Here is a 12674-nt window from a genome sequence, read left to right on the forward strand (position 1 = left end):
ACGGGCGACGAGCTTAGCCCTCGGGCGCTCTCAGCGGCCCAGGGACAGCACGATCAGCGCCGTCGTCGCGGCCGTTTCCTCCAACGCTCCGAACACGTCCCCCGTGACCCCGCCGAAGCGGTGCACGCAGCGGCGCAGGAGGAGTTCGGCGGCGGCGGGGGCCAGCAGTGCCGCGACCGCCGTGCGCAGGCTGCCGTACGGGCCGAGGACCGCACCCCAGGCCGCCGAGGCGATCGTGACGGCGGCCGTGACGGCCAGCGCGCCCGGCAGCGGCACCACTCCGGCGACCGCCGCCCCGAGCCCCTCGGGCCGGGCGGCCGGCACCCCGGTGCGCGCGGCCAGGGTGAGCGCGAGCCGGGCCGCGACCGCCGAGGTCAGGGCCGCCGCGGCGCCCCGCGCCCAGGAGTCGCCGTACAGCTGCGCCAGCACGGCGACCTGGGCCAGCAGCACCAGGACGAGAGTGATGACCCCGAACGGCCCGATGTCCGACTGCTTCATGATCCGCAGCGCGTCCTCGGCGGGTTTGCCGCTGCCCAGCCCGTCGGCGGTGTCGGCGAGCCCGTCGAGGTGCAGGCCACGGGTCAGCGCGGCGGGTACGGCGACCGAGCCGACGGCCGCGAGCAACGGACCGGCGCCCAGGAAGAGCAGCAGCAGCCCGAGTCCGGCCGCGCCCGCACCGACCGCCAGCCCGGCCACCGGGGCGTTCAGCATCCCGCCGCGGGCCGCCTCCCGGTCCCAGCGGCGCACCCGGACGGGCAGCACGGTGAGCGTGCCGAAGGCGAAGCGGAGGCCGTCGAGAGGGGAGGACTTGAGCACCGGCGCAGGGTACTAGGCGCCCGTGGGGCCCCCTTCCGCGGTCGAGGATAAGGTGCGCATATGGGGCACTGGTGGGAACGGAACATCGTGGAACCGGGGAAGCTCCCGCTGCTGCTCGCCCTCACCGCCTTCATGCTGACCTTCGTGGTCACACGGGTGATCACCCGCCTGATCCGGGCCGGCAAGGGCCCGTTCGGCAACGTCAAGGCGGGCGGTCTGCACATCCACCACGTCGTCCCCGGCGTTCTCCTCACCGTCGTCGGCGGCTTCGGCGCGGTCGCCAGCGCCCGGAACGGCACGGGCGGGACCGTCTCCGCCGTCCTGTTCGGCATGGGCGCCGGCCTGGTGCTGGACGAGTTCGCCCTGATCCTGCATCTGGACGACGTCTACTGGAGCGAGGAAGGACGCAAGAGCGTCGAGGTCGTCGTGGTCACCGCCGCCCTCGTCGGCCTGCTGCTGGCCGGGTTCGTGCCGTTCGGGGTCGACGGCCTCTCCCAGGACGAGCTGCAGGACCGCGGCGGTGTCATCGGCACCATCGCCGTGAACTTCCTCTTCTCGCTCGTGGCTCTGAGCAAGGGCAAGGCCCGCACCGCGGTCTTCGGGGCCATCGTGCCGGTGGTCGCGCTCGTCGGCGCGATCCGGCTCGCCCGCCCGGGATCACCGTGGGCCCGCCGCTTCTACGGCCGCCGCCCCCGCGCCCGCGCCCGGGCCGTCCTGCGTGTCTACCGCCACGACCGCCGCTGGTCCCGGCCGAGCCGTGCCCTCCAGGACTGGATCGGCGGCAAACCCGACCCCCGACCCGCCCGGCTGCCCGACCGCCACTGACGTCCCCCGTGAGCACCCGTGTCCTCAGGGCGTCTCCGCCCGCGCCGCGGCCGGCTGTCGTACGCGCCGCAGCGCCTGCCCGAACCGCCCGTACCGGTGCCGCAGCGCCACCGTCAGGCACAGCACCCCCACCGCCATCAGCGCGGCCAGGTGCTCCTTGCCCGCCAGGTTCTCCTTCAGCAGCACCTCGGCCACCATCGCCAAGGTCACCGCGCCCGCCGTGAGATAGGCGCCGTACCGCCAGCCCACGAACACGGCGAGCCCCACCACGGCCGCCGACGGACCGGTGTCCACCACCTGCGCGTCCGTCCAGGGCAGCCCGAACGGGGCGTGCGGGCCGAGCCCGATGCCCACGCGCGCGTACAGCGTCCCGGCGAGCGTGGCGACGTACGCGATGGCCAGGGCCCACCACCGGCCCAGGCAGATCTCGGCGACCCCGAACACGAACAGGATCTGCGCCAGCGCCCCCCACACCGGCAGGTCCAGCGCCGGCACGTACAGCGACAGGGGAGTGCGCAGCAGGGCCTGCCACAGCGGGTCCTCGGCCCGGACCGCGCCCGCGTCCTGCACGACCTGGTAGCCCCACGGCTGGTTCTGCACGTATTGGAGCAAGGCCGTCAGACACACCGCCCCGACCGTCATCGGGACCGCCCGCAGGCGCCGCTTCGCCACGGCCTCCCGCACGGTGACGTACAGCAGGCCCCACTCGGCGCGGACCCAGCGGGCGAGCCTGTTCATGGAAGGTCCCTCATCTGTGCGTGTCCAGGTGCCTGCGGTGCAGCCACTTCGGCAGTCCCGGCGCCTCCAGGAAGCCCTCCGCGCGGGCCGAGGCGAGGCCGATGCGCGGCAGGTCCGCGCTCTTCTCGAAGAGCAGGAACCGCGGCTCCCAGATGGGCCGGTACTTGGCGTTGGCGCGGTACAGCGACTCGATCTGCCACCAGCGGGAGAAGAAGCTGAGCAGCGACCGCCACAGCCTCAGCACCGGTCCGGCACCGAGGCGCGCCCCACGTTCGAAGACCGACCTGAACATCGCGAAGTTGAGTGAGACCTGCGTGATCCCGATCTCTCCGGCCCGCCGCAGCAGCTCGATGACCATGAACTCCATCAGCCCGTTGTCGGAGTCCCGGTCCCGGCGCATGAGGTCCAGGGACAGTCCGTGCGGCCCCCACGGCACGAAGGAGAGCAGCGCCCGCAGCCGGCCCTCGGCGTCCGTGCACTCCAGCATCACGCACCGGCCGTCCTCGGGGTCCCCGAGCCGTCCCAGCGCCATGCTGAACCCGCGCTCGGTCGCCCCGTCCCGCCAGTCGTCCGCACGCTCGACCAGATGAGCCATCTCGCCCGCCGCGATGTCCTCGTGACGCCGGATCCGCACCTCGTACCCGGCCCGCTTCACCCGGTTGTAGGCCTGCCGGACGGTGCGCATCGCCCGCCCCTCCAGCGTGAAGTCGGCGACCTCCACGAGCGCCTCGTCGCCCAGCTCCAGCGCGTCCAGCCCGTGCCGGGCGTAGACCGTCCCCGCTTCCTCGCCCGCCCCCATCACCGCCGGGATCCAGCCGTGCGCCCGCGCCTGAGCCAGCCACGGCGCGATCGCCCCCGGCCACGCCTCCGGGTCGCCGAGCGGGTCCCCGGAGGCCAGGCTCACCCCGCCCACCACGCGATAGGCGACGGCCGCCTTCCCGGTCGGCGACCACACCACGCTCTTCTCCCGGCGCAGCGCGAAGTAGCCGAGGGAGTCCCGTTCACCGTGCCGCTGCAGCAGCGCCCGCAGCTGTTTCTCGTCGTCCTCGGTGAGCGGGTCGACGGCGCGCCGGGAGCGGAAGGCCGCGTAGAACACGGCGAGGACGAGGACCGTGCTGAGCACGTTGACGGTCACGTTGGCCCAGTTCGGCGGGTCGATGGCGGGGAAGCGGGACTCCTCCGCGGCCACCGACACCAGCCGCAGGGTGCCGTAGTGCCAGCGCTCCAGGAAAGTGGAACGGGCCGCGTCCGGTGCCTGGTTGGTGACCGTCACCAGCAGCGCGGCCAGCAGGCTCGCGACGAGCCCGCCGCCGACCGCGACGGTCGCGGCGAGCCGTGGATTGGCCCGGTCGCCCTTGGCGTAGAACTCCCGCCGGCCCACGAGCAGCGCCCCGACGAAGGCCGCCGTCAGCCCCAGCGACACCCAGTTCTGCGCATAGCGCCGGATCTCCGGGAACGCCATGGCGAAGGCGAACAGCGCGAGAAAGGCCCCGCTCAGCACGATGTTGAGGATCCAGGCGGCCCGCTTTCTGCGCCGCATCGTGATCGCCAGGAACGCGGTGAACAGGCCCGAGGCGAAGCCGGCGGTCAGCAGATAGGGCGTGAAGAAGTCGTCCTGGTTGTGCCGGCGCACGTCCTGGCCGAGCGAGACCCACACCGCGCTGAGGAAGTTGATGAAGGCGACGGTCCGCAGATACCAGACGGCGAGGGCGGCGGCCCGCCGGGAAGCCCCGGCCGACCGTCGCCCCTCCTCGTTCGGGCGCCCCGGTTCGGTTCGCGACTGAACGGCAATTCGGGCATCTCCCATGGGGAAGGATCATATGGGCGATGCCATGACTAACCCCACTTTTCCGCCGGGGCGCCCTCTGCTCCACGGGGTCCGCCCTCCCGTGTCGGCCGCGACGGCGCTCGGCCGGGAGGGCGGAGAGAGGCGGTGCCGAACCGGCCGAAATCCGACCCCGGCCGAAACCCGGCTACTCCTTCGCCTCGTCCGGTTCCTTCTCGGTCCCCGGCCGCTCAGGGAGCTCCGCGGCCAACGCGGCAGCGCTCCGCACCAACGGCAGGGCCAGCAGCGCGCCGACGCCCTCGCCGACCTTCACCCCCTGCTCCAGCAGCGGCTCCAGGGCCATCCGGTCCAGCGCCTTCGCCTGCCCCGGCTCCCCGCTGTCGTGCCCCGCCAGCCACCAGTCCGGCGCCCGGAAGGCGACCCGCTGCGCGACCAGCGCACACGCGGCGGCCACGACGCCGTCCAGGATCACCGGCAGCTTCCGCACCGCGCACTGCAGCAGGAATCCGGTCATCGCCGCGAGGTCGGCCCCGCCGACGGTCGCCAGCAACTGCAGCTGGTCCCCGAGCACCGGCCGGGCCCGCCTGAGCGCGTCCCGGATCGCCGCGCACTTGCGCATCCACGCCAGGTCGTCGATCGCGAGCCCGCCCCGCCCGGTCACCACCGAGGCGTCGGTGCCGCACAGCGCGGCGATGAGCACCGCCGCCGCCGTGGTGCCGCCCACGCTGACGTCACCGAGCACCACCAGGTCGGTACCGGAGTCGGCCTCCTCGTCGGCGACCGCCACACCCGCCCGCAGCGCAGCCTCGGCCTCGTCCAGGGTGAGCGCGTCCTCGATGTCGATCCGGCCGCTGCCGCGCCGCACCCGGTGCCGTACGACGTCCTCGGGGAAGGCGTCCGGCTCGCAGTCCAGTGCCATGTCCACGATCCGCACGGGCACGTCCAGCCGCCGGGCGAGCACGGACACCGGGCTCGCACCCTCCAGCACCGCCCGCACCAACTGCTCGGCGCCGCCCGCGGGCCGTGCCGAGACGCCCAGCTCGGCGACGCCGTGGTCACCGGCGAAGAGGAGCACCCGGGGTCGTTCGACCGGCCGCACCGGCACGGCATTCTGGGCGGCGGACAGCCACTCGCCCAGCTCGTCGAGGCGGCCCAGCGCGCCGGGCGGCACGATCTGGCGCTCCCGCAGGGCCTCGGCGTCACGGCGCACGCCCCCGTCCGGGCGCTCGATCAGATCGGTGAAGTCGTCCAGATTAAGCCTGCTCATTCGCCGAACAGTACCGCCAGCGAACGAACGCTTCCGCGCCACATGGCCACCGCACTCCCACGATGTCTTTGCTCCCCGGATCGTGATCCCATACGTTCCGGTTTATAGCGGAATGTCGCCCAGGGAGCCGCCCATGCCGACCTCGCCCCCCACGCCGTACGTCACCTCGGACGCCGCCGACACCTTCCTGGAACCGCGCCGCGAGAACTGCCCGTGGTGCGGCTCCGCACGGCTGCGCGCCCGGGTGGGCGCGGCCGATCCGCTGCGGCACCGGCCCGGCGCCTTCCAGCTCGACAGGTGCGGCGACTGCGCCCACACCTTCCAGAACCCCCGGCTCACGGCGGAGGGACTCGCCTTCTTCCACCGGGACTTCTACGAGAGACAGCTGGAGGAGTTCGCGGACCGCCTCCTCACCCTGCAGGAGGTCCGCCGCCGGCACCGCGCCACCGCCCACCGGCTGTCGGCGCTGCCCGAACCGGAGAGCTGGCTGGACGTCGGCACGGGCCACGCCCACTTCCCCGAGGCGGCGAAGGAGTTCTTCCCGTACACCAGCTTCGACGGACTCGACCCGACGGCCCGGGTGGAGCAGGCGGTCATGGAGGAGCGGATCGAGGAGGCCCACCGCGGCTACCTCACCACTCCCGGCATGACGGCCCGCCTGCGCGCCCGCTACGACGTGGTCAGCATGTTCCGCCACCTGGAGCAGGCCCCCGACCCACGCGCCGAACTCCGCGCCGCCCTGGCGGTGCTGCGTCCCGGTGGCCACCTCGTCGTCGAAGTCACCGACCCGTGCAGCGCGTTCGCCCTGCTGCTCGGCAGGTGGTGGCTCCCCTACGGCCAGCCGCGCACCCTCCACCTGATGCCGCCGGCCAACCTCCGCGCGGAACTGGAGGCCCTGGGCTGCACGGTCCTGGTGACGGACCGCAGCTCCCCGCACATCCCCTACGACCTGTCGGCGGCCGTCGCCCTGGCCGTGGCCCACGCCCACCCCCTCCTGCGGGCGACGGCCACCCCCGCCCTGGTCCTGGCCTCGGAACTGGACCACCTGCTGTCCCCCCTGTCCCGCCGCACCCCCTTCTCCAACGCCTACCGGCTCGTGGCCCGCACACCCACCCGGCCGCGGGCGGTCGTGCCGGCGGCACCGGGCGCCACTCAGCCGCGCAGCACCACCGCCTGACCCGCGACGACCAGCAGCACCTGCTCGCACTCCGACCCGAACGCCGCGTTCAGCCGCCCGAGTTCGTCCCGGTACCGACGGCCGGACGCGGTCGCAGGCACGATGCCCGAGCCCACCTCGTTGGACACGGCGACCACGGTCCGCCGGCTCGCCCGTACGGCCGACGTCAGCTCCCGCACCCGCTCCCGCAACGCCTTCTCACCGGCCCCCGCCCACTCCGCGTCGTCCCAGGCCCCCACCGAGTCCATGACGTCCGTCAGCCACAGCGACAGACAGTCGATCAGCAGCGGCGGCCCCTCCTCCGCCAGCAGCGGCACCAGGTCCGTCGTCTCCGTCGTACGCCACGACCCCGGCCGCCGCTCCCGGTGCGCGGCCACCCGCTCCGCCCACTCGGTGTCTCCGCCCCGCGTCCCCCCGGTGGCCACGTACAGCACGTCCGGGAAGGCTTCCAGCCGCCGTTCGGCCTCCACCGACTTCCCCGACCGCGCCCCGCCCAGCACCAGCGTCCGGCGCGGTACGTCCGGCACGTCCTCGTACACCCCCACCGGCAGCGTCGTACCGTCCGGCACCGCCCGTGCCCCGGCCGCCGCCAGCCGCCTGTGCAGCTCCGGGCCCGGCGGCACGTCGTGGTCGAGGTGGACGGCCAGCACGTCCGTCGTCGGGCCGACCGAGCCGACCGCCCGCAGCCGGGCCAGCGCGTCCGGACGGCCCACCACGTCCACGAGGACCATGTCGTACGACTCCGCCGTCGCCTCCTCCAGCCCGGCCGGGACCCCGCCGGGCGGCAGATACAGCAGCCGCTGCCCGTCCGCCCCGGTCACCGCGTACCCGGTGCCGCCCGCGTCCATCGCCACCGCCCGTACCCGATGCCCCGTCAGCAGCGCCAACTCCCGCCCGTCCGGCACCCGCCCGGGCTGCGGCAGTCCGGCCGGCACCTCCACCGCCGGACCGTCGTGCGGATGCGACAGCAGCACCTGCCGGACCCCGCCCAGCGACGTCCCGGCCCGCGCCGCCGCGAACGCCGCACCCGGCGTCAGATCGAGCAGCACGGCCCCGTCCACGAGCACGGCGGTCGCCGCCCGCGCGTCCGGCCCGAGCGCGACCGCACAAGCGGCGCAGGGACAGTCGGGCCGAGGCAGGCCGGCCGGGGCACCAGTACCGAGCAGAGTCACTTCCACGCACCGATTCTCACCTGTGCCGACGGGTACCGCTCATCTGCGCCGCCCCGGGGACACCACGGCCCGCGGTGATCCACGACCTCTAACGGCCGACCCGGCGGAGCGCATACGCTGGCGAGCAGGAGTTGGATCAAAGGAGGCCTACATGACGGCATGGACGTGGCGGTTCGAGAAGGCCGACGGGACGGAGGTCCAGCCCTCGGTGCAGCCCGAGGAGTTCACCACGCAGGGGGACGCCGAGTCCTGGATCGGCGAGCACTGGAAGGCGCTGCAGGAGGGGGGAGCCGACCAGGTGCGGCTGTTCGAGGAGACCAGCGAGATCTACGGGCCGATGAGCCTGCACGCCGACGCGTCGTAAGCCCCGCCGGGCGGTGAGGAGGGCGTGCGTGTTCCGCCGTCGCCCTCCTCACCGCCGGCCCGGCGTCACCCGCGCCGTCCCGGTGGCAGGTACCGTCGTCCGCTGCCCCGGCCGGCCGGTAGGTGTCGTCGACCACCGTCCGCGCGGTGACGCCCCCGGAGTCCGGGTCGGCCACGGCGAGCGTCGGGATGCCGACGACCAGCCCGTCGGGGCCGGCCAGGACACGAACGTGCTCAGCCCCGTACGCCGCACAGGTGCAGCAGTGCCGCCACCCCGCGGTAGGGGTCCGTGCGCCCGGCCCGCTCCTCCACGGCCAGCAGCGCCTGCAGGTCCTCCGGGATCTCGGCGCCGTCCGCCGCGGTGTCCGTGAAGACCCGGACGCCGTACCAGGCGTGCAACGGAGCCGCGATCCCGGCGAGGGTGGCGGTGAGCGCCGACAGCCGGTCGGCGCGGACGTCCAGTCCCAGGCGGTTGCGGTACGAGGTGGTGTCGAAGGCGGCCAGCGCGCCCGCCCAGTCCCCGGACAGGCCCGGCCGCATGGCGAGCGCGTCGCCGTTGCGCACCAGGAGGGAGAGGAGCCCGCCCGGCGCCAGCATCCGGGCCAGGCCCGCCACCAGCGGGTCGGGCTCCTCGACGTACATCAGGACACCGTGGCACAGCACCAAGTCGAAACTGCCCGGCAGGAAGTGCACGCCGGTGTCCCGCCCGTCGCCCTGCACCAGCCGGACCCGGGCGCGGATGCCCTCCGGCTCACCGGCCAGGGCCTCCCGCGCGGTGGCGATCATCGTCGCGTCCTGCTCGACCCCGGTCACCTGGTGGCCGAGCCGGGCCAGCCGCAGCGCCTGCGTGCCCTGGCCCATCCCCACGTCGAGCACCCGCAGCCGCTGCCCGACCGGGAACCGCCCGGCTATCTGCTCGTCCAGCTGCCGGGCCACCAGTTCCTGCCGCACGACGTCCCGCAGGCCGCCCAGCTTGCTCAGCCAGGCGTCGGCGGCCCCCCCGGTGAAAGCGTCTGCGCTCAGGGCCGCTCTCCGCGCTTGACCTGCGGCTTCGGCAGACGGAGCCGGCGCATCTGCAGGGACCGCATGAGTGCGTAGGCGACCGCGCCGCGCGTGTTCTGGTCCCCGAAGCGCTCCTTGAGGCGCTTCTTCAGCCGGAAACCGCTGAACGCCGCGTCGAGCACGATCAGCACGATCACGACCAGCCACAGCAGCAGCGCGATCGACTGGATCGCCGGCACCCGCACCACGCTCAGCACGAGGATCACCACGGCGAGCGGCAGGAAGAACTCCGCCACGTTGAACCGCGAGTCCACCCAGTCGCGGGCGAACCTGCGGACCGGGCCCTTGTCACGGGCGGGCAGGTAGCGCTCGTCACCGCTGGCCAGCGCCTGGCGTTGGCGCGCGAGCGCCTGGCGCCGGTCCTCGCGCTGACGCTTCACGGCCTCCTTGCGGTTCGTCGGGGTCTGGGCGACGCTGCGGCGCTGGGACTGGGCCTCACTGCGCTTGGGCGTGGGCCTGCCCTTCGGGGCCTGCGGGTCACGGGGCTGCTTCGAGAGGGCTACCGGCGCCTTGTCGGCGGGGGCCTTCTCATCCTTGGCACGGCTACGGAACACAAAACCCAAGGGTACGGGCTCCTCCGGCATGGACCCCAGCCCGGCGGGGAACGATCCGGCAACACCGGGCGTCATGGAGGGACAGAGGGGGCGTTCCGGTGCGGGTCCCGAGGGGGCCCCGCAGGGTTCCGACGGGGCCCGGTGGGGGATCACCTACTCCTCACGCCGGAGCGATATCGTCCGCAGTCGTCCTCGGGGATGAGCGCATCACCTCCCGGACAGTGCGGTAATGGAGTCAGGGCCCGTACTGTGGGTTCTGTCGCAGGATCTGTGAGCTGGAGTCCGTCAGAAGGGGGCGCGCGAAGCCCATGAGCGGTGTCATGAAGCGTATGGGGATGATCTTCCGCGCGAAGGCGAACAAGGCCCTTGACCGGGCCGAGGACCCGCGCGAGACCCTCGATTACTCGTACCAGAAGCAGCTGGAGCTGCTGCAGAAGGTCCGCCGCGGCGTCGCCGACGTGGCGACCAGCCGCAAGCGCCTGGAACTCCAGCTCAACCAGCTGCAGCAGCAGTCCTCCAAGCTGGAGGACCAGGGCCGCAAGGCGCTCGCGCTGGGTAGGGAGGACCTGGCCCGTGAGGCGCTGTCCCGGCGTGCCGCCCTGCAGCAGCAGGTCACGGACCTGGAGACGCAGCACACGACCCTCCAGGGCGAGGAGGAGAAGCTCACCCTGGCGGCCCAGCGCTTGCAGGCCAAGGTCGACGCCTTCCGTACGAAGAAGGAGACCATCAAGGCCACCTACACCGCCGCCCAGGCCCAGACCCGGATCGGCGAGGCGTTCTCCGGCATCTCCGAGGAGATGGGTGACGTCGGCCTCGCCATCCAGCGCGCCGAGGACAAGACGCAGCAGCTCCAGGCCCGCGCCGGCGCCATCGACGAGCTGCTCGCCTCGGGTGCCCTCGACGACCCGTCCGGCATGGCCAAGGACGACATCGCGGCCGAGCTGGACCGGCTCTCCGGTGGTAGTGATGTAGAGCTGGAACTGCAGCGCATGAAGGCCGAGCTGGCCGGGGGCTCCCCGCAGCAGGCGATCGAGGGCGGCACCGGACAGGGGCAGTCCCAGCAGCAGCCGCAGGACACCCCGCGCTTCGACAAGCAGTAACCCGGCGCCGGGACCCGAGCCGAGGAGGCCGACGTGATCGTACGGATCATGGGGGAGGGCCAGGTGAAGCTGGCCGACGCCCACTTCGCCGAGCTGAACAAGCTGGACGACGAACTCCTGGAAGAGGTGGAGAGCGGCGACAGCGCCGGCTTTCGCGCCACCCTCCACGCTCTCCTGGCCAAGGTCCGTGAGCTGGGCGAACCGCTGCCCGACGACGCGTTGGAACCCTCCGAGCTGATCCTGCCGGCGCCGGACGCGTCGCTTGAGGAGGTCCGGCAGATGCTCAGCGACGACGGGCTGATCCCGGGCTGACCCCGTCGGGGCCCGCCCGGGGTGCGCGCTCCGGGCCGGATCAGGGTCAGTTCAGGGTGAACCAGGTGGTGCGGGACTTCTGCCACTCCGGGTGGGTGAGGTCCTTCGCCTCGGTGCCGTCGCCGTAGAGGTCGGCGGCGCCGTCGTCGGTGATCAGCTGCACCCGGGCGCCGGAGGCGGTCAGGTCGGGCACGGAGACGACGGACTCCCAGGCGCCCGCGTCGGCCGTCGGCAGTTCCAGCACCTTCACCGGCCGGTGCCCGGCGACGCCGTCCCAGGAGTACAGGGCGTACGGGTCGCTGTTGTCGTCGGCGGCCCAGGAGCCGGCGAGGACCAGGTACTGGCCGGCGTCGTTCCTGCGCAGGTCACGGATGGAGAGACCGCCGAGGTCCAGCTCGATCGGCGTGCCGAAGGCCGCCTTCGTGCCGCGCGCCACCTGGTCCATGTTCGTCACCGGTACGATCAGCGCCTTCCCGCCGTTCTGCGGCGGCACGAGCGGGGCGCGGAAGCCGACGTAGGCGGTGGCCGTGCCGCCCGGCGCGAACTCCAGCCCCTCCACGTTGAAGCCGTCGATCTCCTTCGGGACCTGTCCGTCGGCCGTGCCGGCGGCGAAGCCGTACCGGTCGCCGTTCGCCTCGTCCCAGGCGACCAGGTCGTCCCGCAGGCGGTGCCCGGCCGTGCCGAAGGTGAGCTGGGTGGCGGCGCCCGAGCCGGAGACGGTCGTGGTGAACACGGTGTTCCGGTCGGCCTTGTACTCGCCGTCCTTGTTGTTGCCCAGCGAGCCGGTCCAGTAGATCGTGTCGCCGACGCGGGCGGCGCCCTCGATGTCGACCTCCTTGTCGGCACCCAGCGCGCCGTCCAGGGCCCAGGTCCGCACGGGCGTGCCCGAGGCCGAGCCGTCGTACAGGCGCAGGGTGTTGTCCTCGTCGTTGCCGACGACGACGTACCCGCCACCGACGTCCACCGCGGCGGAGGCGTCCGAGGCGCCGGTCAGATAGCGGGCGTCGGCGGAGTGCTGGACGGCCGGGGAGGCCGCGTAGTGCAGCGTGGTCGTGGCGGTCTTGTCGCCGAGGCCGGTCACCTTCAGCGTGAGGTCGGTGTAGCCCTGGGCGTGTGCGGTCACGGCGACGGTTCGGGTGCCGCCGGTGCCGGTGACCCGGACGTCGCCGGTCCCGGCCACGCCGCTCCTGCTCGTCCTGGTGGCGGTCACGGTGAGCGCGGAGGCGTCGGCGCCGCTCTGCGCGAGGGTGACGGTGGCGGCGGGGTCGCCCGTCCCGCCGACGGCGCCCGAGAGGTAGGAGGCCGACAGCTTGATCGTCGGGGTGCCGTACGTCACTGCGTGGGCGGAGGTGCTCAGGCCGGTGGCCGAGACCAGGAAGAGGGCTGCGGCGGACCAGATCACACGGAGCGGAGGGCGCACGGGGGGCCTTTCGTCGGCGGGATGCTGGCGAGAAGGCTGAGGACGTTCGGCCAACGTGGAACGACAGTTGACGGTCCGTCGG

13 protein-coding genes are annotated in these 12674 nt (G+C 73.3%); 5 read left to right on the forward strand and 8 right to left on the reverse strand.

The genetic code is table 11. From position 1 onward, the window contains the following. Nucleotides 1-30: 30 nt before the first annotated feature. Complete coding sequence (locus ACIHEJ_RS12295; RefSeq protein WP_400134555.1) at nucleotides 31-816, reverse strand: adenosylcobinamide-GDP ribazoletransferase; 786 nt, start codon at nucleotides 814-816, stop codon at nucleotides 31-33. 60 nt (nucleotides 817-876) lie between these two features. Here ACIHEJ_RS12295 and ACIHEJ_RS12300 point away from each other — a divergent pair, with 60 nt between their 5' ends. Further along, the gene (locus tag ACIHEJ_RS12300; protein WP_400134557.1) at nucleotides 877-1641 is read left to right on the forward strand and encodes a hypothetical protein; all 765 of its coding nucleotides are present in this window, start codon (nucleotides 877-879) and stop codon (nucleotides 1639-1641) included. Nucleotides 1642-1665: 24 nt separating this feature from the next. On the opposite strand, the gene ACIHEJ_RS12305 is transcribed toward ACIHEJ_RS12300, so the two are convergent. The 3 genes from ACIHEJ_RS12305 to cobT form a co-directional block, all read right to left on the reverse strand. Then, nucleotides 1666-2379: a hypothetical protein gene (locus ACIHEJ_RS12305; RefSeq protein ID WP_400134559.1), complete on the reverse strand. Its 714-nt coding sequence runs from the start codon at nucleotides 2377-2379 to the stop codon at nucleotides 1666-1668. A 10-nt stretch (nucleotides 2380-2389) separates the two neighbouring features. Further along, nucleotides 2390-4186 carry a phosphatidylglycerol lysyltransferase domain-containing protein gene (locus ACIHEJ_RS12310; protein WP_400134561.1) on the reverse strand — a complete coding sequence of 599 codons (1797 nt, stop codon included), beginning with the start codon at nucleotides 4184-4186 and terminating at the stop codon, nucleotides 2390-2392. Between the two features lie 166 nt (nucleotides 4187-4352). Then, nucleotides 4353-5432 (reverse strand): nicotinate-nucleotide--dimethylbenzimidazole phosphoribosyltransferase, encoded by a 1080-nt coding sequence (gene cobT / locus ACIHEJ_RS12315; protein ID WP_400134563.1) that lies wholly within the window; start codon nucleotides 5430-5432, stop codon nucleotides 4353-4355. Nucleotides 5433-5565: 133 nt separating this feature from the next. Here cobT and ACIHEJ_RS12320 point away from each other — a divergent pair, with 133 nt between their 5' ends. After that, the gene (locus ACIHEJ_RS12320; RefSeq protein ID WP_400134565.1) at nucleotides 5566-6609 is read left to right on the forward strand and encodes a class I SAM-dependent methyltransferase; all 1044 of its coding nucleotides are present in this window, start codon (nucleotides 5566-5568) and stop codon (nucleotides 6607-6609) included. Here ACIHEJ_RS12320 and ACIHEJ_RS12325 read toward each other — a convergent pair. After that, nucleotides 6585-7787 (reverse strand): bifunctional adenosylcobinamide kinase/adenosylcobinamide-phosphate guanylyltransferase, encoded by a 1203-nt coding sequence (locus ACIHEJ_RS12325; protein WP_400134567.1) that lies wholly within the window; start codon nucleotides 7785-7787, stop codon nucleotides 6585-6587. The two genes, ACIHEJ_RS12320 and ACIHEJ_RS12325, sit on opposite strands and share 25 nt — an antisense overlap. Before the next feature lie 145 nt (nucleotides 7788-7932). On the opposite strand from ACIHEJ_RS12325, the gene ACIHEJ_RS12330 reads away from it, so the two are divergent. Then, a complete protein-coding gene (locus ACIHEJ_RS12330; protein WP_366016172.1) occupies nucleotides 7933-8145 on the forward strand; it encodes a hypothetical protein in 213 nt (70 codons plus the stop codon). A gap of 233 nt (nucleotides 8146-8378) precedes the next feature. Here the strand turns inward: ACIHEJ_RS12330 and ACIHEJ_RS12335 are convergent, their stop codons facing one another. Both ACIHEJ_RS12335 and ACIHEJ_RS12340 read right to left on the reverse strand, forming a co-directional pair. Next, nucleotides 8379-9080 (reverse strand): class I SAM-dependent methyltransferase, encoded by a 702-nt coding sequence (locus ACIHEJ_RS12335; RefSeq protein ID WP_400135136.1) that lies wholly within the window; start codon nucleotides 9078-9080, stop codon nucleotides 8379-8381. Nucleotides 9081-9163: 83 nt separating this feature from the next. Continuing rightward, nucleotides 9164-9835: a DUF3043 domain-containing protein gene (locus tag ACIHEJ_RS12340; protein WP_400134569.1), complete on the reverse strand. Its 672-nt coding sequence runs from the start codon at nucleotides 9833-9835 to the stop codon at nucleotides 9164-9166. 233 nt (nucleotides 9836-10068) lie between these two features. Here ACIHEJ_RS12340 and ACIHEJ_RS12345 point away from each other — a divergent pair, with 233 nt between their 5' ends. Together ACIHEJ_RS12345 and ACIHEJ_RS12350 are read left to right on the forward strand one after the other, a co-directional pair. Beyond that, complete coding sequence (locus ACIHEJ_RS12345) at nucleotides 10069-10860, forward strand: PspA/IM30 family protein (protein WP_400134571.1); 792 nt, start codon at nucleotides 10069-10071, stop codon at nucleotides 10858-10860. Nucleotides 10861-10893: 33 nt separating this feature from the next. Continuing rightward, a complete protein-coding gene (locus ACIHEJ_RS12350) occupies nucleotides 10894-11172 on the forward strand; it encodes a hypothetical protein (RefSeq protein ID WP_400134573.1) in 279 nt (92 codons plus the stop codon). A 46-nt stretch (nucleotides 11173-11218) separates the two neighbouring features. On the opposite strand, the gene ACIHEJ_RS12355 is transcribed toward ACIHEJ_RS12350, so the two are convergent. Then, the gene (locus ACIHEJ_RS12355) at nucleotides 11219-12571 is read right to left on the reverse strand and encodes a hypothetical protein (RefSeq protein WP_400135137.1); all 1353 of its coding nucleotides are present in this window, start codon (nucleotides 12569-12571) and stop codon (nucleotides 11219-11221) included. Nucleotides 12572-12674: the final 103 nt, after the last annotated feature.

It is taken from the genome of Streptomyces sp. NPDC052301, from assembly GCF_044593395.1.
Lineage (GTDB): Bacteria > Actinomycetota > Actinomycetes > Streptomycetales > Streptomycetaceae > Streptomyces.